Source organism: Nocardiopsis sp. NPDC058631, from assembly GCF_042716955.1.
Lineage (GTDB): Bacteria > Actinomycetota > Actinomycetes > Streptosporangiales > Streptosporangiaceae > Nocardiopsis.
On record NZ_JBHXQY010000002.1, the window covers coordinates 18,273 to 38,425 of the forward strand.

16 protein-coding genes and 1 tRNA gene are annotated in these 20,153 nt (G+C 68.3%); 11 read left to right on the forward strand and 6 right to left on the reverse strand.

Annotated elements, in window-relative coordinates:
- Window positions 1-23: 23 nt before the first annotated feature.
- The 3 genes from ACFWTE_RS01260 to ACFWTE_RS01270 form a co-directional block, all read right to left on the reverse strand.
- On the reverse strand, window positions 24-983 hold the full coding sequence (locus ACFWTE_RS01260; protein ID WP_378776977.1) for a DUF1266 domain-containing protein: 960 nt from the start codon (window positions 981-983) through the stop codon (window positions 24-26).
- 208 nt (window positions 984-1,191) lie between these two features.
- Complete coding sequence (locus ACFWTE_RS01265) at window positions 1,192-1,977, reverse strand: transcriptional regulator (protein WP_378776725.1); 786 nt, start codon at window positions 1,975-1,977, stop codon at window positions 1,192-1,194.
- A gap of 103 nt (window positions 1,978-2,080) precedes the next feature.
- A tRNA-Leu gene (locus ACFWTE_RS01270) sits at window positions 2,081-2,163 on the reverse strand.
- Between the two features lie 146 nt (window positions 2,164-2,309).
- On the opposite strand from ACFWTE_RS01270, the gene ACFWTE_RS01275 reads away from it, so the two are divergent.
- The 5 genes from ACFWTE_RS01275 to ACFWTE_RS01295 all read left to right on the forward strand — a co-directional run bounded on the left by ACFWTE_RS01275 (window position 2,310) and on the right by ACFWTE_RS01295 (window position 7,477).
- Window positions 2,310-2,873 carry an ANTAR domain-containing response regulator gene (locus ACFWTE_RS01275; RefSeq protein WP_378776979.1) on the forward strand — a complete coding sequence of 188 codons (564 nt, stop codon included), beginning with the start codon at window positions 2,310-2,312 and terminating at the stop codon, window positions 2,871-2,873.
- 329 nt (window positions 2,874-3,202) lie between these two features.
- A complete protein-coding gene (locus ACFWTE_RS01280) occupies window positions 3,203-4,762 on the forward strand; it encodes a branched-chain amino acid ABC transporter permease (protein ID WP_378776727.1) in 1,560 nt (519 codons plus the stop codon).
- A gap of 12 nt (window positions 4,763-4,774) precedes the next feature.
- Window positions 4,775-5,764, forward strand: coding sequence for a branched-chain amino acid ABC transporter permease (locus tag ACFWTE_RS01285; protein ID WP_378776729.1), 990 nt, complete (start codon window positions 4,775-4,777; stop codon window positions 5,762-5,764).
- Complete coding sequence (locus ACFWTE_RS01290; RefSeq protein WP_378776731.1) at window positions 5,754-6,623, forward strand: ABC transporter ATP-binding protein; 870 nt, start codon at window positions 5,754-5,756, stop codon at window positions 6,621-6,623. Before ACFWTE_RS01285 ends, ACFWTE_RS01290 begins: the two co-directional genes overlap by 11 nt.
- The gene (locus tag ACFWTE_RS01295) at window positions 6,620-7,477 is read left to right on the forward strand and encodes an ABC transporter ATP-binding protein (protein ID WP_378776733.1); all 858 of its coding nucleotides are present in this window, start codon (window positions 6,620-6,622) and stop codon (window positions 7,475-7,477) included. Before ACFWTE_RS01290 ends, ACFWTE_RS01295 begins: the two co-directional genes overlap by 4 nt.
- A 248-nt stretch (window positions 7,478-7,725) precedes the next feature.
- On the opposite strand, the gene ACFWTE_RS01300 is transcribed toward ACFWTE_RS01295, so the two are convergent.
- Window positions 7,726-8,970 (reverse strand): ABC transporter substrate-binding protein, encoded by a 1,245-nt coding sequence (locus tag ACFWTE_RS01300; protein WP_378776735.1) that lies wholly within the window; start codon window positions 8,968-8,970, stop codon window positions 7,726-7,728.
- Window positions 8,971-9,471: 501 nt separating this feature from the next.
- Complete coding sequence (locus ACFWTE_RS01305) at window positions 9,472-9,900, reverse strand: PaaI family thioesterase (RefSeq protein ID WP_378776737.1); 429 nt, start codon at window positions 9,898-9,900, stop codon at window positions 9,472-9,474.
- Window positions 9,901-10,019: 119 nt separating this feature from the next.
- Between ACFWTE_RS01305 and polA the strand changes: the two genes are divergently transcribed.
- The 5 genes from polA to coaE all read left to right on the forward strand — a co-directional run bounded on the left by polA (window position 10,020) and on the right by coaE (window position 16,645).
- A complete protein-coding gene (gene polA / locus ACFWTE_RS01310; protein WP_378776739.1) occupies window positions 10,020-12,833 on the forward strand; it encodes a DNA polymerase I in 2,814 nt (937 codons plus the stop codon).
- A 64-nt stretch (window positions 12,834-12,897) separates the two neighbouring features.
- Window positions 12,898-13,341, forward strand: coding sequence for an alternative ribosome rescue aminoacyl-tRNA hydrolase ArfB (gene arfB / locus ACFWTE_RS01315; protein WP_378776741.1), 444 nt, complete (start codon window positions 12,898-12,900; stop codon window positions 13,339-13,341).
- A gap of 439 nt (window positions 13,342-13,780) precedes the next feature.
- Entirely contained in the window at window positions 13,781-15,283 is a 1,503-nt protein-coding gene (gene rpsA, locus ACFWTE_RS01320) for a 30S ribosomal protein S1 (protein ID WP_378776743.1), read from the forward strand.
- A gap of 176 nt (window positions 15,284-15,459) precedes the next feature.
- On the forward strand, window positions 15,460-15,972 hold the full coding sequence (locus ACFWTE_RS01325) for a GNAT family N-acetyltransferase (protein ID WP_378776745.1): 513 nt from the start codon (window positions 15,460-15,462) through the stop codon (window positions 15,970-15,972).
- A gap of 70 nt (window positions 15,973-16,042) precedes the next feature.
- Window positions 16,043-16,645 carry a dephospho-CoA kinase gene (gene coaE, locus ACFWTE_RS01330; protein ID WP_378776747.1) on the forward strand — a complete coding sequence of 201 codons (603 nt, stop codon included), beginning with the start codon at window positions 16,043-16,045 and terminating at the stop codon, window positions 16,643-16,645.
- A 34-nt stretch (window positions 16,646-16,679) separates the two neighbouring features.
- Here coaE and ACFWTE_RS01335 read toward each other — a convergent pair whose 3' ends face one another.
- On the reverse strand, window positions 16,680-17,789 hold the full coding sequence (locus ACFWTE_RS01335) for a hypothetical protein (protein ID WP_378776749.1): 1,110 nt from the start codon (window positions 17,787-17,789) through the stop codon (window positions 16,680-16,682).
- Between the two features lie 160 nt (window positions 17,790-17,949).
- On the opposite strand from ACFWTE_RS01335, the gene uvrB reads away from it, so the two are divergent.
- Window positions 17,950-20,046: an excinuclease ABC subunit UvrB gene (gene uvrB / locus ACFWTE_RS01340; RefSeq protein WP_378776752.1), complete on the forward strand. Its 2,097-nt coding sequence runs from the start codon at window positions 17,950-17,952 to the stop codon at window positions 20,044-20,046.
- Window positions 20,047-20,153: the final 107 nt, after the last annotated feature.

Below are 20,153 nucleotides of genomic sequence, written 5' to 3' on the forward strand. Positions count from 1 at the left end.
GCGGCCGACGTGTCCCCGGGCCCCTACGGCTCCGGATGGGCCGCCAGCCCACCCTCGGGAATGACCCGCTCCAACGGCATGTCCCACGGCAACAGGTTCCACGGACTCCGCACCTCCTCGGTGAGCAGGCCCAGAGCAGCCCACACCCGGTCCGACCCGCCGTGGTCGCCCTCCACACCCTTGTCCGGCCACAGCAGGTACCCCGCGTGGAAGGCCGTCGACAACTGCTGCCACGACGAGTACCGGCGCTGGAGGTCGGAGGCCACCCGCCGCAACAGTGTCTGCGTCTCCACCGGACTCAACCAGTCCAGGGTCGCGCCCCCGCACACCAACCGGATGACGTGCACGGACCGCCACCACTGGTACGCGCCGATGATCACCGTCTCGTCGGCCTCACCGGCCTGCGTGACCACACGCAGCCGGGACACCTGCTCCGGGGTCAGTAGAACATGCGCCCCCGTCGCCCGACCGCCCTCGCCCTGCGGGAACCGCGACCGGGCGATCCCGCTGCCCAGGTCCACCACCAGGTCCAGCGAGGGACTGGTGTGCAGTTCGCCCAGGAGTCCCTCCACGGCGGTCAGGAGCGACTCGCGGTCGGTCACCTCCCACTGGCGCTCCAGCAGGCGCCGGTAGCGGCGGCGCAGTGACGGACGGGCGACCACGTCCCAGGGCTCGGCGAGCGCCACACGGAAGGGAGCGGCCACGGCGGCGGCCCAGCGCTCCGTGCTCAACGGCGCGTCCGGGTTCTTGGTACGCACGGCGGGGGACTCGCGGGCGCCGATGACCAGCTCCGCGAAGGAACCGGCGACCAGGGCCGCAGCGGGAAGGAACGACCAGCCGGGTTGCCCCACGGCCACGAGCAGGACGACGAGCAGTGCGAACGGCGTCAGCAGCCACGGCTGGCGGCGCCGGGAGCCCCAGGCCACGACGACCCAGGCGCCGATAACCAGTGCGCCGACGATTCCGGCCACCGCGGTCAGCACCTGCTGCTCCTCTCCTGAGAACTCGTTCCTGATCTTCAAGGATCGGGGACGGGCGACTGCCGGGGCGACCGAACCCACGGGTTGTACTCAGGTTGTGGCCGTGATGTGACCGGTTCGGCCGCCTTGCCCCGGGATAAAGTGACAAAAGGCCTATTTAGGGCCGTACTGGCCGGGTAGCTATGCAGGTTCCGGCCCGGCTGGCCGAACCTCAGTACTTGGGCCCGACGAACTCGTCCATCCGCGCCACGGCGGCCTTCTGGGCTACCGAGACGATGAAGGCGTCGTGGTGCGGGGGTTTCTCCTCTACTCGTCGTTTCCAAGCGATGCCGAGTCGGTCGAGGCCGTTGGTGAGGAGGTCGCTGATCTCCTGAGACGTGTTGGAGAAGAAGTAGCGCGGGTACTCGTAGTACTTCCATCCCTCGCCTGTCTTCTTGCGCACACGGTTGGAGACACGGCAGCCGTCGGAGTGGATCAGGCCTCGCACGAACGATGGGGTGTGGTCGTCGACTATCTGCTGTTGCCAGGGGTCGAGGACGATCGGCCGGGAGTGCTTCATCCCTCTGCCGTTCTGGGGGAAGACGCAGCGCCAGTGCTTCGAGGCCCCCTTGACCTCTGTGCAGCCCTTCCGCCGAACTCGGAAGACCTTCACAGGGAAGACCTTGGGTATCGCTTCAGCGCACTCCTCGATCAGGCCGGGCCATGTGTCGGAGCACGCGATTGACAGGTAGTCGACTCCGTTGCGGATGTGACCGATGTACCCGTCCCCCAGGTAGAGGCCGAGTAGGTAGCTGTAGGCCGCAGGGTCCACATCCCCGTTTGCGCAGACGGGGCAGTAGAAGCTTCGGTCGGCCGTGGTGTGAGGAGCGCGCCTGGTGCCGTAGCGCCAGTGCCGGAGCGCCTGGACAGAGACGCTGCACTGTGCGGCGATGGCGTGGTCGGTCATACCCAAGGCCTTGAGGCGCAGGGTCTCGTCAACGATTTCGCGTGAGTGCATAGCGTGAATGCTTGCTCACGCATACGACATTATTCTTTGCTGTCCCAGAGCGGGCAAACGAGAAGAGCCGCCCTGGGGCGGCTCGTCGAGGAGGGGCTGGGAGTGCCGGAAGTGGGATTCGAACCCACACACTCTTGCGAGCGGGGGCTTTTGAGGCCCCTATGTCTACCATTCCATCATTCCGGCCTGTATGTCCGGTTTGCTCCGGAGCGTCGAAAACGGTGATGCTCAGCCAACGGTGGTGTCACGATTGGCGCGCATTGCCGGTCCCGACGCTCAGCATCCTAGCGGATCTCTGTAACCTCGTGTACGTGACGAGGACGCAGAGCCGTGTGGTGATCGCGGAAGATGAGGCCCTGATCCGCCTGGACCTCAAGGAGATGCTGGAAGAGGACGGTTACGCCGTCGTCGGCGAGGCCGGTGACGGGGAGACCGCTATCCGGCTTGCCCGGGAGCTCAAGCCCGACCTGGTGATCACCGACATCAAGATGCCGGTGCTCGACGGCCTTTCCGCCGCCGAGCGCATCGCCGGGGAGCGCATCGCCCCGGTCGTCATCCTGACCGCCTTCTCCCAGCGTGAGCTGGTGGAGCGCGCGCGGGACGCCGGGGCCATGGCCTACCTGGTCAAGCCGTTCAACAAGGCGGACCTTGTGCCGGCGATCGAGATGGCCACCTCCCGCTACGCCGAACTGGCGGCGCTGGAGTCGGAGGTCAGCAACCTCCAGGACCGTCTTGAGACCCGCAAGCTGGTCGAGCAGGCCAAGGGGCTTCTCCAGAGCCGCCACGGGATGAGTGAGCCCGAGGCGTTCCGGTGGATCCAGAAGAATTCGATGGATCGGAGACTGACCATGAGGAAGGTCGCGGAGACGGTCGTCGAGACCCTCGGGGGACAGTAGGCCGACCAGGCCGACCCCCATGACGCTGAACTGGGGCCGCACCCGACCGGGTGCGGCCCCGGCGTCGTTCTGGGGTGTGCCGGGCGGAGGAGAGGTGCGTGGCGGTTCGTCGGGGGGCGGAAGCGAGACGAATGGCCACCGTCAACGGGTGATCAGTACCAGTTTGATCTCGTTTGCGCACAATGGGGTGACGGTTGGGTCACGTGGCTTTAGCCCTGCTGAATGATCAGCCTAAACCGGGCTAAACTCGCCGCACCGAACAGTAAAGGACAAGCGGTACCGAATGCTCACATTTGGTGCCGCCACCCTCAGATGCGCAAGGAGCGCGCGTGCGCACACGTCTCGTGACCGTGTTGCTCGCCCTGATCACCGCCATCCTGGTGATCCCCGGGCCAGTGGCAGCGGCAGACGAACAGGGCGGTGAAGCGCTGCACGGTCAGATTCTCAACCCGGACAACCGGGATCAAGGTGTCGAAGGCATCGGGATCACGGTCTACGGCGGTGAGGACGAGATCGGAGCAGCGGAGACCGACTCTGATGGAATGTGGGAAGTGGAGCTACCCGAACCGGGTACCTACCGCGTAGTGGTGGACCAGGAGTCCGTCCCCAGCGAGTTCGTCGTACGAGAGGGCATCATCGTCGACGGCGAGACCGAGGTCGAGGTCGAGGCCGATGACCGGCGTCCCCTCATCGTGGCTCTCGAGGGCGTCGGCGCCGGTGAGGACGACGCCTCGGCGTCCCCCTCGGAGGACGCCGCCGAGGACTCCGGTGACGAGGTCGCGGGGGAGGACGGGGCGGTCGCGCCGACGACGGGCGGTGGCAGCTCCTTCGGTGCGAAGTTCCTTCAGCTGACCGTGTCGGGGATCCTCTTCGGCCTGGTGATCGCGATCTCCGCGATCGGCCTGTCGCTGATCTTCGGTACGACGAAGATGATCAACTTCGCCCACGGTGACATGGTGACCTTCGGTGCGATGGTGGCGCTGCTGTTCAGCACGGGGGCGGCGGGTCTGGGCAACTCCCTGTTGGCGATCTTCGCCGGTCTTGGGATCGCGGTCCTGATCGGCGGGTTGTTGGAGGGCAGGCTCTCCCGGACGGTGTTGATCGTCGCCCAGTGGGTCGCGATCTTCGGCGGTATCGCGCTGGCGACGACGCTGGGTGTGATGGGCGACGCGATCGGGTGGCAGGTGCCGCTGTGGTTGGCCGCCGGGCTCGCCGTGGTGATGGGTGCTGTCCTGGGCGGGTCGATGGAGCGTTACATCTGGCGTCCGCTGCGGCATCGCAACGTGGCGCTGATCCAGATGTTCATCGTGTCGATCGGTCTTGCCCTGATCCTGCGCCATGTGATCCTGGTGATCTTCGGTGCGGGGCGCAACCGTTATGCGGGTTATCAGATCCAGGAGCTGGTCGAGTTCGGTCCGGTGGCGATGGCGCCGCGTGATCTGGTGATCATGGGTGTGGCGATCGCGGTGCTGGTGGCGGTGGCCTGCCTGTTGCAGTTCACCCGGATCGGCAAGGCGATGCGTGCTGTGTCGGACAACCGGGACCTGGCGGAGTCGTCGGGTATCGACGTGGACCGGGTGACCTTGTACGTGTGGGGTCTCGGTGGTGGTCTGGCGGCGCTGGGCGGTGTGCTCTACGGGCTCAACCAGGTGGTCGAGTACGAGATGGGCTTCCGTCTGCTGCTGCTGATGTTCGCCGCGGTCATTCTGGGTGGTCTCGGTACGGCGTACGGCGCGATGGTCGGTGGTCTGGCTGTCGGTCTGGTGGCGATGCTGTCCACCTTGTGGTTCCCGTCCCAGCTCATGCAAGCGTGGGCTCTGGCCCTGATGATCCTCATGCTGCTGGTCAGGCCTCAGGGCCTGCTCGGTCGGCGCGAGCGGGTCGGCTAGGAGAGGTAGACGATGGACATCCTTTCGATCCTCGCCGAATCAACCCGTTCGGCGTTCGGTCCGATCGCGGCGATCTATGCGCTCGCTGCTGTCGGTCTCAATATTCACTTCGGTTACACGGGCCTGCTGAACTTCGGTCAGGTCGGTTTCATGCTGGTGGGCGCGTACGGCGTCGGGATCAGTGTGGCGGTGTTCGATCTGCCGCTGGCTGTTGGTTTCGGTGCGGGTTTGTTGTGCGCGCTGGTGTTGGCGCTGCTGTTGGGTATTCCGACGCTGCGGTTGAGGGCGGACTACCTGTCGATCACGACGATCGCGGCGGCGGAGGTGATCCGTCTGGTGTATCGGGCGGGTTTCGCGGAGCCGTTGACCGGTGGTGCGTTCGGTCTGCAGAACCTGTCGGCGGACTTTCGGACGCTCAACCCGTTCGACGCGGGTGAGCGGTACGGGTTCGGTCTGTTGGCGTACAACGGCAACCACTTGTGGGTTCTGGTGGTGACGTGGGCGCTGGTGGCTGTGATGGCTGGTCTGACGTGGATGTTGATGCACAGTCCGTGGGGGCGTGTCATCAAGGGCATCCGGGAGGACGAGGAGGCGGTTCGCAGCCTGGGCAAGAACGTGTTCGCGTACAAGATGCAGGCGCTGGTGCTGGGTGGTCTGATCGGTGCGCTGGCGGGCTGCATGCTGGCGGTGTACCAGGCGTCGATCCAGCCGGACCAGTTCAAGCCGCAGGTGACGTTCTTCCTGTGGGTGATCTTGTTGTTGGGTGGTGCCGGGCGTGTGTTCGGTCCGATTCTGGGCGCGATGGCGTTCTGGTTCCTGATGACCTTCACCGACGGTGTGCTCCAGGGCATGGGTGCTCTGGGTTGGCTGCCGTTCCTGGACAGTCCTGACTACGGTGCGATTCAGCTGGCTTTCGCCGGGTTGATGCTGGTGGTGCTGATCGTGTTCCGGCCGCAGGGCATCATCGGCGACCGTAAGGAGATGTTGGTCAATGTCAAGTGACGAGGCGAACGTCGGCGCGGGTGTCGACCGGATGGTCGGCGCGGAGCCGGTTCCGGGTTCGGTGAAGTCGGATCCGATCCTGGTGGTTGATGGTGTTCGGCGTTCGTTCGGCGGTCTGACCGCTGTGGACGTCGGGCATGTGGAGGTGCAGCGGGGGACGATCACGGCGTTGATCGGTCCGAACGGTGCGGGTAAGTCCACGTTGTTCAACCTGTTGACGGGGTTCGACCGGGTGGACAAGGGCCGGTGGACGTTCGAGGGTCGGGCGATCAACGGCAGGCGTGGTCATCAGGTGGCGCGTGCGGGGATGGTGCGGACGTTCCAGTTGACGAAGGCTCTGACCCGTATGACGGTGTTGGACAACATGTTGCTGGGTGCGCAGGGCCAGTTCGGTGAGCGGATGGCCGGTGCGTTCCTGCGTCCTGTGTGGCAGGGGCAGGAGCGGGCGAATACGGCGCGTGCGTTGGATCTGTTGGAGCGTTTCAAGCTCATCGACAAGCGTGACGACATGGCGGGTTCGTTGTCGGGTGGTCAGCGGAAGCTGTTGGAGATGGCTCGTTCGCTGATGACGGATCCGAGCATGATCATGTTGGACGAGCCGATGGCGGGTGTGAATCCGGCGTTGGTGCAGTCGTTGCTGGGGCACATCACGGCGTTGCGTGACGAGGGCAAGACTGTCTTGTTCGTCGAGCACGACATGGACGTGATCATGGGCATCAGTGACTGGATCGTGGTGCTCGCGCAGGGGCAGGTGATCGCTGAGGGGCGTCCTTCGGACATCCGTTCCAACCAGCAGGTGATCGACGCCTACCTGGGTGCCCAGGAGGAGACGGTCGAGGCCCAGGGGAGTGACGAATGACTGAGAACGGCGATCTGGGGCCCGGCCCGGACGGGGTTCCGGCTGTGGCCGCGGAGGCGGCTGGGGTTCAGGAGCACCGTGAGGAGGTCTTGGAGCAGGCCCGGGCGGAGGCTGTGGAGGTGGGTGGTCCGGAGGACTACCTGCTGTTGGCCAGGGATCTGGTGGCTGGTTATGTGCCGGGGGTGAACATCCTGAACGGGTGCACCCTGACTCTCACCGAGGGTGAGGTCGTGGCGATCATCGGTCCGAACGGTGCGGGTAAGTCGACGCTGATCAAGACGATCTTCGGGTTGATTCCGGTGCGTGAGGGCGGTTTGACGCTGCGGGGTGCGAGTATCGCGGGTCTGCCGGCGCACAGCCTGGTGGAGCGCGGTGTGGGGTATGTGCCGCAGACGCAGAACGTGTTCCCTTCGTTGAGTATCGAGGAGAACTTGCAGATGGGGGCGTATCTGCGGCCCCGTTCGTTCGCGGAGCGGTTCGGGGTGGTGGCTGACCTGTTCCCGTTGTTGGGGGAGCGGCGTAAGGCCAAGGCGGGTTCGCTGTCGGGTGGTGAGCGCCAGATGGTGGCGATGGGTCGTGCGTTGATGATGAATCCGTCGGTGCTGTTGTTGGACGAGCCGACGGCGGGTCTGTCCCCGATTTATCAGGAGGAGGTGTTCCAGCGGGTGAAGGAGGTCAACGAGACGGGTGTTTCGGTGGTCATGGTGGAGCAGAACGCCCGTCGGTGCCTCCAGATCTGTGATCGGGGTTATGTCCTGGATCAGGGGCGTAACGCGTACACGGGTTCGGGTGGGGATCTGTTGAACGATCCGAACGTGATCGAGCTGTACCTGGGGACGCTCGCGAAGGGCTGACCGGGGTGTGTGTGGGGGGCGGGGCCTGCGGGTCCCGCCCCTTCGTCGTGTGCGGGGGTGGGCGGGTCCGGGGGCGTGGAGGGGTGTTGCCGGGGAGGAGTTGGTGGGCGTTTCGCCGGTCGGGGGTCTGGGCGGGAGCGGAAGGTGGGGGTGGGGGGAACGCGGAAGGCGCCCCGGGTGGTTTCCGGGGCGCCTTCGTGGTGCTGCTGTCGGGAGCGGGTCACCGTGTGGTGTCGTCCCGGCGGGGGTTATTCGACGTTGTGCTCCTCGTAGGCGAGGATCTCGTGGCCGTCGTCTCCGAAGTGGAAGATCTCGAAGGTGGCGGCGGTCGGGTCGCCGTTGTCGTCGAAGTCGATGTTGCCGCTGACGCCCTGGTAGTCGATCTCCTCACCGTCGGCGAGGAGGTCGCGGCACTCTTCGAAGCTGCCGCACTCGGTGCCTTCGGGGCGGCTGATGTTGGGCAGTTCGGCCACGTAGTCGGACGGGGCGACGCTGTCGGCGGCCTCGGCGGCCAGGGCGATGGCGGTGACGCAGTCGTAGACCTGCGGGGCGAACTGGAAGACGTCCAGTTCTTCGTTGAACGCGGTCAGGCCCTCGGTGAACTCGGGGTTGTCCGCGCTGGGCGCCACGCCGGTGATGCCGTTGACGCTGTCGGGGTCGTCCGCGTTCACGGTCTCGCCGAGGCCGGTGTCGTTGAGGCCGTCGGTGATGAAGAGCTGGTCGCCCTCGATGCCGGACTCCAGGAGCTGGGCGATGACCTGGGCGCCCTCCTCGAAGGCGATGAGTGCGACGGCGTCGGGCTCGTCGCCGCTGACGGCGTTGACGACGGAGTCGAAGGTGGTGGCCTCGGGGTCGTAGGTCTCGTTGACGGTGACCTGGGCGCCGAGGCTCTCCAGTTCGGTCTGGAGGCCTTCGGCGTAGCCGCGGCCGTAGTCGTCGCCTCGGGAGACGAGGGCGACGTTCTGGTGGCCGGCGTCGGCGATGGTGCGGGCCATCACGATGGAGGAGAGGGCGTCGCTGGGGGCGGTGCGGAAGTAGTAGCCGCCGTCCTCGATGTCGCTGAGTTCGGCGGCGGTGTTGGAGCCGGAGCACTGGACGATCTCGGCGCCGGTGATGGTGTCGTAGGTCGCCTGGGTCATGCCGGAGGCGGCGGCGCCGATGACGGCGTTGACCTCGTCGGCGACCAGGGCGTTGGCGGCTTCGTTGGCCTGGGCGTTGTCGCCGGCCTCGTCGCCCTCGATGATGGCGGGGACCTCGGTGCCGAGGATGCCGCCGGCGTCGTTGATCTCCTGGACGGCGTACTGGGCCGCGGTGATCTGGGGCGGGCCGAGGAAGGAGAGGCTGCCGGTCTGGGGGTAGAGGGCGCCGAAGGTGAACTCGTCGCCGCCGCTTGCGTCGCCGCCGCCGTCGCCGCTGTCGCTGCCACACGCGGTCAGCCCGAGTACCAGGGCCGCGGTTGCGGCTGTGAGGCCTAGGACCTTCTTGCTTGCCATGATCGTGGTCGCTCCGTTCAACCGGCGAAGCACGCGTCGCGTGTCGCAGCGGTGCCGTTGTTGCGTGTGCGCCCTGATGTCCGCGGTGTGTGGCATGACTTAATCAGGAGCGTTAGCGGAGCTTAATCATGGATGTTCTGCCGCGGAAAGCACATTTCGGGCGTTGGTGCCGACTCGCCGTCATGCTGTTACGGCTCTGTAGTCATCGCGGGGATCTCAGTGCTTCCGGTTGGACGGTCAGGAACTGTGTGCACACGGAGGGCAGCATTCTGTCGCGATGACCAGGCATGACGGAGCCCGACCGTCAAGGGTGGCGGTCGGGTCGGTGGAAAGTCACAGAAGTGCCGGACGGCGCTCTGAAGTGGTCCTTACTGAATTGGGAAAAACTCTTGGCCGTTATGCGGTGCGGTGTCGTGGGCGTCGTCGGGGCGGCCGGGTCCGGGTTCGCGGCGCGTTCCGTGTGACCCGTCCGTCCGCCGTTTTGCGACGTCTCGGCGACCGTTACGCCTGGGGCATGTCGCGGAGCATGCACGTGAGCCGGGAGGTGCACACCTTGCGGCCCCGGTCGTCGGTGATGGTGATGTCCCAGGTGGCCAGGGTGCGGCCGAGGTGGACGGGGGTGGCCACACCGGTGACGTGCCCCTCGGTGGCCGAGCGGTGGTGGGTGGCGTTGATCTCGATGCCCACGGCGATGCGGCCGAACTGGTGGGCGTGGATCGTGGAGCCGATGGAGCCCAGGGACTCGGCGAGGACGCAGGAGGCGCCGCCGTGGAGGAGCCCGAACGGTTGGACGTTGCCCTCCACCGGCATGCGGCCCACCACGCGTTCGGCGGAGGCCTCGGTGACCTCGATGCCCATGGTCTCGCCCAGGCCGCCGGTGAGGGCGCCGGTGTCGAGTACCTGGCGCAGTGCCTCGGAGTCCGTCGTCATGATGTGTGCCTTCCGATTGGGTCGAAACGAGCCCGGGTCGGGCGAATCCCCCCGGGTCGGGGGCGGGGTCCTCACGGTGGTGGCCGCGAAGTGTCCGCTCCGCATCCTAGGATTCGTCTGTGGTGACGAATCGAGAGACCCCCGACCAGACATCCCAGGCCAGCGCCGGGGCGGGTAGTACCGCCTCCGCCGGTGGCGGTGGGCGCCCCCGCCTCCTTCTCCTCGACGGCCACTCGATGGCCTTCCGGGCGTTCTTCGCGCTGCCCGTGGACAAGTTCGGCACGAGTACCGGGCAGTCGACCAACGCCGTCTACGGTTTCGCGTCGATGCTGGTCAAGTTGTTGCGCGACGAGGAGCCCACCCATGTTGCCGTGGCGTGGGACCTGTCGGGCCCGACGTTCCGCCACGAGCAGTACGAGGAGTACAAGGGCGGGCGGTCCGAGACCCCGCCCGAGTTCCCGTCCCAGGTGCCCCTCACCCAAGACCTGATGCGGCTGATCGGTGTCGCCAACCTGTCGGCGCCGGGGTTCGAGGCCGACGACGTCATCGCGACCCTGGCCCACCAGGGCGGTGAGGCCGGGATGGAGGTGCTGATCGCCTCCGGTGACCGTGACGCGTTCCAGCTGGTCACCGACTCCTGCACGGTTCTGTACCCGGGTAAGAGCCTGTCCGATCTGCGGCGGATGGACCCGGCGGCGGTCGAGGAGAAGTACGCGGTCTCCCCGGAGCGCTACCGCGACCTGGCGGCGCTGGTGGGGGAGAAGGCCGACAACCTGCCGGGTGTGCCGGGGGTGGGGCCCAAGACGGCCGCCAAGTGGATCGCCAAGTACGGGTCCCTGGACGAGCTGATCGCCCACGCGGACGAGATCGGCGGCAAGGCGGGGCAGAACTTCCGCGACCACATGGACGACGTTCTGCGCAACCAGCGCCTGAACCTGCTCGCCACGGACGTGGAGTTGGGCGCGGACGTGGCCTCGCTGGTGCTGGGCGAGGTCGACAGGGCGGGGATCGACGCCCTCTTCGACAATCTGGAGTTCGCCTCCAACCTGCGTGAGCGCCTGTACGCGGTCCTGCGGATCGACGAGGGCGGTGGTCCGGGGGAGGGCGGGGTCGGGGCCTCCGAGGGGTTCTCGGTGGATCTGGCGGTGGCCGGTACCGGGGAGCTGGCGGCGTGGCTGGGGGAGCACGCCGCCGCGGACACGTCCACCGAGGACACGCTCACCGCGCAGGCCCCGGCGGGGCTCGCGCTGGATGCGGCGTGGGGTCGGGGGACGGGGCGGGTCGACGCGCTGGCGATCTGTGTGCCGTCCGGTGCGGCGGTGTTCGTCGACCCGACGGTGCTGGACCCGGCCGACACCGATGCGCTGGCCGCGTTCCTGGCCGACCCGGGACGCCCCAAGGTGGTGCACGAGTACAAGGGCGCCCTGTTGGCGCTGGGCGCGCACGGGTGGACGCTGGGCGGTGTGGTCAGCGACACGGCGCTGGCCGCGTACCTGGCGCAGCCGGGGCAGCGCCGGTTCGATCTGGCGGACCTGTGCCGCAAGTACCTGGGCCGGGAGTTGGAGGAGGACACCGCGGGGGACCAGCTGTCGCTGGACCTGGGTGGTGGCGAGTCGGGTTCGGGCCGTCAGCACCTGTTGGCGGTGCGTGCGGCCGCCACCCGTGACCTGGCCGGTGTGCTGGCGGCGGAGCTGGACAAGCGGGGCGGTACGCACCTGCTGGCCGACGTGGAGCTGCCGTTGGTGGATGTGCTGGCGCGGTTGGAGCGGGCGGGGATCGCCGCGGACCGCGAGTACCTGGAGGGGCTGCAGGGGGAGTTCGCGTCCGAGGCGCGGGGCGCGGTGGAGAAGGCGCACGAGGTGGTGGGCCGGGAGTTCAACCTGGGGTCGCCCAAGCAGCTCCAGCAGGTCCTGTTCGAGGATCTGGGCCTTCCCAGGACCAAGAAGATCAAGACGGGGTTCACGACCGACGCGGACGCTTTGGCGTGGTTGGCGACGCAGACCGACCACGAGCTTCCGGGGGTGCTGCTGCACCACCGGGACCAGACCAAGTTGCGGACGACGGTCGAGGGTCTGATCAAGACGATCGCCGACGACGAGCGCATCCACACCACGTTCAACCAGACGGTGGCGGCGACGGGGCGGCTGAGTTCGACCGATCCGAACCTCCAGAACATCCCGGTGCGCACGGACGTGGGTCGGCGTATCCGGCGGGCGTTCGTGGTGGGGGAGGGGTTCGACGAGCTGTTGACGGCGGACTACAGCCAGATCGAGCTGCGGATCATGGCGCACCTGTCGGGTGAGCAGGCGCTCATCGACGCGTTCAACAGCGGTTACGACTTCCATGCCCAGATGGCCTCGCAGGTGTTCGGTGTGGGGGTGGAGGAGGTCGACGGGGAGGCGCGCTCCAAGATCAAGGCGATGAGCTACGGCCTGGCCTACGGGTTGAGTGCCTACGGCCTGTCGCAGCAGTTGGGGATCACCCCGGACGAGGCCAAGCGGTTGATGGAGGACTACTTCGCGGAGTTCGGCGGGGTGCGCGACTACCTCCACTCGGTGGTGGAGGAGGCGCGCCGGGTCGGGTACACGGAGACGATCCTGGGGCGGCGCCGCTACCTTCCGGACCTGACGAGCGACAACCGGCAGCGGCGGGAGATGGCGGAGCGGATGGCGCTCAACGCTCCGATCCAGGGGTCGGCGGCCGACATCATCAAGGTGGCGATGCTCCAGGTGGACGCGGCGCTCACCGATCGGGGGCTGTCCTCGCGGGTACTGCTCCAGGTGCACGACGAGCTCGTGGTGGAGGTCGCTCCGGGCGAGCGCGAGGAGGTCGAAAACCTCGTGACGCACGAGATGGGCTCGGCCTATGCTCTGCGTGTCCCGCTGGGCGTCTCGGTCGGCAGCGGGCAGAACTGGCACGACGCCGCGCACTGAGCGGCGCGTGGGCGGCCCCGGTCCGGGGCCGCCGTGAGGGAAGTGGGAGGCGGGGACGGTGGCGGTGCGCAGTGGGGATGCCGAGGCCGGCGGGCTGACCGTGGGATCGGTCACTGTTCCCGCCGACGCCCTGGTGTGGCGGTTCTCCCGGTCGTCGGGGCCGGGCGGGCAGCATGTCAACACCTCCGACACCCGGGTGTCGCTGTCCCTGGACGTGGCGGGGTGTGAGGCGCTGGGTGAGGTGCGGCGCGAGCGGGCGCTGGAGCGTCTGCGGGGGCGCCTGGTGGGCGGGGTGTTGACGGTGACGGTGCAGACGCACCGGTCGCAGGTCCGCAACCGTGCCGAGGCGAGGGAGCGGATGGGGTCGCTGTTGGCCGAGGCGACGTCGCCGCCGGCGCGCGGGCGGCGGGCGACCAAGCCGGGGCGGCGGGCCAAGCAGCGCCGGTTGGACGCCAAGCGGCGACGAGGTGACGTCAAACGGTCACGTTCCCGTCCGCCTTTGGACTGACCGGAACCGGGGTCTGGAATTTTTTTCCTGGGTGTTCGGCAGGTGTCCTGCGGATGTCCGCACAGCTCCCCGCGGGGGGCGGTGCGCCCGTGCGGACGTGGGTGTACCGTCCAGTTGATCTTGGCCGCCATGCTCGGGTAGGTTGCGGCCATTGTGCCCTTCGCCGGGTTGGCGGCCCGGGGTTCCGATTGACCAGGACGCCCTTGTCTCATATTCTGGCGGAACCGTTGTGGGTTCGTGCGGGCGGCTGCCGTCTCCGAGTAGGGGACTGAGGTGTCGCGCCGCTCCGGTCACCACTCTGGAACCAGGCGGCTGGTGTCCACCGACGGATTCGGTTCTGTCGGGACCCTGCTTTCTGCCTCTGGATGACGGATCGACGGGCTCGAACCCGCGGCATGCCCATTTCCTGAATCTGTCCGTATCCGGAGTCCACCCACAAATGACGAGCAGCACCGAGGCCACCTCGACACCCCAGGTAGCGGTCAACGACATCGGGTCCGAGGAAGCCTTCCTCGCGGCGATCGACGAGACCATCAAGTACTTCAACGACGGTGACATTGTCGAGGGCACCATCGTGAAGGTCGATCGAGACGAGGTCTTGCTCGACATCGGCTACAAGACCGAGGGTGTGATCCCCTCCCGGGAACTGTCGATCAAGCACGACGTCGACCCCGGTGAGGTCGTTGCTGTCGGCGACCAGGTCGAAGCCCTCGTTCTCCAGAAGGAGGACAAGGAAGGTCGACTGATCCTGTCCAAGAAGCGCGCCCAGTACGAGCGCGCCTGGGGCACGATCGAGAAGATCAAGGAGGAGGACGGCGTCGTCACCGGCACCGTCATCGAGGTCGTCAAGGGCGGCCTCATCCTCGACATCGGACTGCGGGGCTTCCTGCCGGCGTCCCTCGTCGAGATGCGCCGTGTGCGCGACCTCCAGCCGTACGTCGGCCGGGAGCTCGAAGCGAAGATCATCGAGCTGGACAAGAACCGCAACAACGTGGTCCTGTCCCGTCGCGCCTGGCTGGAGCAGACCCAGTCCGAGGTTCGCCAGACGTTCCTCAACACCCTCCAGAAGGGTCAGATCCGCAAGGGCGTCGTCTCCTCGATCGTCAACTTCGGTGCCTTCGTGGACCTGGGCGGCGTCGACGGCCTGGTGCACGTCTCCGAGCTGTCCTGGAAGCACATCGACCACCCGAGCGAGGTTGTCGAGGTCGGCCAGGAGGTCACCGTCGAGGTTCTCGACGTGGACATGGAGCGCGAGCGCGTCTCCCTGTCGCTCAAGGCGACCCAGGAAGACCCGTGGCAGCAGTTCGCCCGGACCCACCAGATCGGCCAGGTCGTTCCCGGCAAGGTCACCAAGCTCGTTCCCTTCGGTGCGTTCGTGCGCGTCGAGGAGGGCATCGAGGGTCTGGTCCACATCTCCGAGCTGGCCGAGCGCCACGTCGAGGTGCCGGAGCAGGTCGTGCAGGTCGGTACCGAGATCTTCGTCAAGATCATCGACATCGACCTCGACCGCCGTCGCATCAGCCTCTCGCTGAAGCAGGCCAACGAGAGCGTCTCGCCGGACCAGGTGGACTTCGACCCCACCCTCTACGGCATGGCGGCCGACTACGACGAGCAGGGCAACTACAAGTACCCCGAGGGCTTCGACGCGGACTCCGGCGAATGGCTGGACGGCTTCGAGGCTCAGAGGGACGAGTGGGAGCGCAGCTACGCCGAGGCGCAGTCCCGCTTCGAGGCGCACCGCAAGCAGGTCGAGGAGGCCCGTGCGGCCGAGGCCGACGCTGCGAACGCGCCCGCCCCGGAGGAGGAAGAGGAGTACACGGACGGTGGCGGTGGTGCCCCGAGCACCGGTTCGTCCGCCTCTGAGTCCTCCAACAGCGGCGCCCTGGCCTCTGACGAGGCTCTGGCCGCTCTCCGCGAGAAGCTCGCGGGTGGCGAGGCCTAACCAGGTGGTCCTCTAGGATCCTCTGACAGCCGCGAAGGGCCGTCCCCGGTGGGGGCGGCCCTTCGTCGTGCCCGGGGCCGCCCGGCGCCCGGTCCGCGCGGGCCGCCCGCCGGCCCGGCGGTGCCGGGCTAGGGTCGGTGGCGTGCCCCGGCGGGCGGGGCGTGTGAGGAGACGACGTGTTCGACATCCACCCGGCCACCCCCGCGGACGCCGGTGAGGTCTTCACCCTCCAGCGGGCGGCGTTCGTCGACGAGGCGCAGGCCTACGGCGACCCGTTCGTCCTCCCGCTCACCGAGAGCCTGGACAGGATCGGCCGGGTCCTCGCGCAGGAGGACGCCCTCGTCCTCAAGGCCGTGGACGGGGCCCGGATCGTGGGGGTGGTCCGCGCTGCGACCGGTGGGACCAACGCCGTCATCGGCCGTCTGGCGGTCGCCCCCGACCAGCGCCGCCGCGGTATCGCGCGTGCGCTGCTCACCCGGGTGGAGGAGGGGTTGCGGGCCCGGTACCCGGGCCTGACCTCCCTCACCCTGTCCACGGGCGCCCAGAGCGCGGGGGAGCAGCGCCTCTACCGCGAGCGCGGGTTCGCGGAGACCTCGCGGGAGCGTGTGGCCGACCACCTCGTGATGGTGCACATGCGCAAGGAGGTCGTCCCGGCGGTGCGGTCCGGTGCGGTGGGGGCGCGGGGGTGAGGGTCCGGTCCCGTCGGAGGGGGCGGGGCGCCAGCGACGGGGCCGGGGCGGGCCCTTTAGGGTTCGGAGCATGCTGAAAGTGGGACTGACCGGAGGGATCGGCTCGGGCAAGAGCACGGTCTCGTCCGCACTGGCCGCCTACGGCGCGGCCGTCGTCGACGCCGACGCGATCGCCCGGGAGGTGGTCGAGCCGGGGACGCCGGGGTTGGCCGCGGTCGTCGCGGAGTTCGGGGAGCAGGTGCTGGCCCCGGGCGGCGGGTTGGACCGGCCGAGGCTGGGGGAGGTCGTCTTCGCCGACGAGGGCAGGCTCGCCGCGTTGAACGCGATCGTGCACCCGCTGGTCGCACAGCGCAGCGCCGAGCTGATGGAGGAGGCGGTGGCGTCCGGGGTGGAGGTCGTCGTCTACGACGTCCCGCTGCTGGTGGAGAACGGTCTGGGGTCCCTCTACGACGTGGTCGTGGTGGTGGACGCCCCTGACGGGGTGCGGGTGGAGCGGGTCGTGGAGAACCGGGGTGTGCCGCGGGAGCAGGTGTGGGCGCGGATCCGTGCGCAGGCCGACCGGGACACCCGGCTGGCCGCGGCGGACGTGGTGGTCGACAACTCCGGTTCCCCGGAGGAGTTGCGCGAGCGCGTCGCCCGGTTGTGGGAGGACCTCCTCGCACGCGCGGTGTAGCGGTGGGGGCGGGGGCTGCGTTGCGGGGCACGGTTCAGGACGTGTCGTCCTTCCCGCCCCGGTGGAGGGTCTGGGTCAGGGACGAGCCGGCGTCGACGGCCTCGCGCACCAGTTCCTCGCGGACGGAGCGGGCGGCCTCGACGCTGAGCAGGCTGTCGTCGAGTTCCTCCGTGTGCATCGTGTCCCTGGAGGAGGTCAGCGCCAGGTCGGCGTAGGCCCCGGCCCGGTCGGCGATCGCCTGGCACTGCTCCCACTCGCGGTGGGCGGTGAGGGCGGCGTGGACGCGCTCCCCGTAGCCGGTCAGCACGCCGATGCGGTCGGCGATCGCCCGGTGGGCGCGCGCCACCGCCTCCTTCTGCGGTTCGAGGGCTCTTGTGACCTGTGGGGACACGGCCTCGCGTGTGCGCTGCACCAGTTCCTTGCGCAGTGAGCGCAGCCGCAGCAGTTCCTGGGACAGCCGCCACTCCTCCTCCCGGAGCAGGGGGAGGGTGTGTTCGGCGTCGAAGGAGCCGCCGAGCACGCGGGCTGCCTCCTCCACCCGGTCCGTGGCCTGCTGGACGCGCGCGAACAGGTGGGCCTCGGGCTCCTCGTGGCGGGTGGCGTAGCTGTAGGGGCGGCCGAAGTCCTCGGGCAGGACGTAGCGGTCGTGGTGTTCGGCGGCCAGGCGGGGCACCATGTTCGGGCGCATGATGGCGGCGGTGCCTCCCGCTGCGGCGGCCAGGTAGAGGGCGGCGGTGGCGGGGTCCCCGGGGACGAGGGTGTGGAGCGGCCCGAGGGGCTGGTCGAGGAGCACGCGTGTGAGGAGGACCCCGGCCGTGGAGACGGGCAGGGCCCAGAAGGAGTGCATGACCAGGTCGGCCCAGTCGTCGGCGAAGGAGCCCCGGAGGGAGACCAGCCCCAGGACGGTCACCGTCGTGCCCAGGCAGAGCAGGGCGAGCAGGGCGGCTCCGAGGGCGGGGGCGAGAAGGGTGGCGACGGCCAGGGAGGTGCACCCCGTGGCGGTCAGGAGGGCGAGCTGCCTCCAGGTGGGCCGGTGGGGTGTTCCGGCGGAGGCGGGGAGGAGTCTTTCGGGGCGGGCCCTCATGCGCGCGACCGTGCGCGGGGGGAGGCCGGGGTCGAAGGTGGGTCTGGAGGGGTGGGGCACGGCTGGCACCTCGTCTCGGGGCGCGGAGCGCTGGTTTTGATGGTAACTCCGGTGTCCGGGACGCCCAGGGATGTCATGGGCGGTCTGTAGCGTTAGGGGTGAGGGGACAGGGGGGTGGCGCGGGAGCGCCCCACCGGCAGGAGCGGGAGAAGAGGGCGACGTGCGACCGGTCAGCGGCATCAAGCGCAGTGAGGCGCCGTTCGAGGTCATCTCGGACATGACACCGGCGGGGGACCAGCCGGGGGCGATCGCCGAGATCTCCAAGAGGGTGCGTGAGGGGGACCAGCACACGGTCCTGCTCGGCGCGACCGGTACGGGCAAGACGGCGACGGTGGCGTGGACGGTGGAGCAGCTCCAGCGGCCGACCCTGGTGATGCAGCCCAACAAGACTCTGGCGGCGCAGTTCGCCAACGAGCTCCGGCAGATGCTGCCGGGCAACGCGGTCGAGTACTTCGTCTCGTACTACGACTACTACCAGCCCGAGGCGTACGTCCCGCAGAGCGACACCTTCATCGAGAAGGACTCCTCGATCAACGACGAGGTGGAGCGGTTGCGCCACTCGGCGACCAACTCGCTGATCACCCGCCGGGACACGATCGTGGTGGCGTCGGTGTCGTGCATCTACGGCCTGGGCACCCCGCAGGAGTACGTGGACCGGATGGCGCAGCTGTCGGTCGGCATGGAGGTCGACCGCGACCAGCTGCTGCGCCGTCTGGTGGACATGCAGTACGCGCGCAACGACACCGCGTTCACGCGGGGTACGTTCCGGGTGCGCGGGGACACCATCGAGATCATCCCGGTGTACGAGGAGCTGGCGATCCGCATCGAGATGTTCGGTGACGAGGTCGAGCGGCTGCTGACGCTGCACCCGCTCACCGGGGAAGTGCTGGGGGAGAGCCAGGAGATGTTCATCTTCCCGGCGTCGCACTACGTGGCCGGTGAGGAGCGCACCGAGCGGGCGATCGCCTCGATCGAGGCGGAGCTGGCCGAGCGCCTGGCCGATCTGGAGGGGCAGGGCAAGCTGCTGGAGGCGCAGCGGTTGCGTATGCGCACCACGCACGACCTGGAGATGATGCGGCAGCTGGGAAGCTGCTCGGGCATCGAGAACTACTCACGGCACTTCGACGGCCGTGAGCCGGGGAGCGCGCCCAACACCCTGTTGGACTACTTCCCCGAGGACTTCCTGCTGGTGTTGGACGAGTCGCACGTGACCGTTCCGCAGATCGGGGCGATGTACGAGGGCGACGCCGCACGCAAGCGCACGCTGGTCGACCACGGTTTCCGGCTCCCCTCGGCCATGGACAACCGGCCGCTGAAGTGGGAGGAGTTCACCGGGCGGATCGGGCAGAGCGTGTACCTGTCGGCGACGCCGGGCCGCTACGAGCTGCGCCAGGGCGGCGGCGACGTGGTGGAGCAGGTCATCCGCCCGACCGGGCTGGTGGACCCGCAGGTGCTGGTCAAGCCCACGGAGGGGCAGATCGACGATCTGGTCCACGAGATCCGGGAGCGGGCCGAGCGCCAGGAGCGGGTGCTGGTGACCACTCTGACGAAGAAGATGGCGGAGGACCTCACCGACTACTTCGCGGAGCTGGGCATCCGGGTGCGGTATCTGCACAGCGAGGTGGACACGCTGCGCCGGGTGGAGCTGCTGCGGGAGTTGCGGGTCGGGGAGTTCGACGTGCTGGTGGGCATCAACCTGCTGCGTGAGGGCCTGGACCTGCCCGAGGTGTCGCTGGTGGCGATCCTGGACGCGGACAAGGAGGGTTTCCTGCGTTCGGCGACCTCGCTGATCCAGACGATCGGCCGCGCGGCGCGCAACGTCGCGGGCCAGGTGCACATGTACGCGGACAACGTGACGGACTCCATGCGGGCGGCCCTGGACGAGACGGACCGGCGCCGGGAGAAGCAGTTGGCGTACAACGCCGAGCACGGGATCGATCCGACCCCGCTGCGCAAGCAGATCGCCGACATCCTGGACTCGTTGAACCGCGAGGACGTGGACACCGAGGAGCTGATGGCCTCCGGGTACCGTTCCAGCGGCCCCCAGGGGGCCAGGGCTCCGGTGCCCGCGCTGGGTGAGCGGGCGAACGTGTCGATGATGCCGCGTGCGGAGCTGGCCGCGCTGATCGAGCAGTTGGGCACGCAGATGCACCAGGCGGCCACCGATCTGCACTTCGAGCTCGCGGCCCGGTTGCGGGACGAGATCGGTGAGCTGAAGCGGGAACTTCGCGGGATGGATGCGGCTGGTGTGAAGTGAGGTGAAGGTGGTGTCAGACCCCTGCTGGGCAGGGGTCCCGGCCGTGGTGCGCCCCGTCTGAAGTACTCCGATCGGTCTCGAAAGAGGCACGTTTTGGAAACGATGAG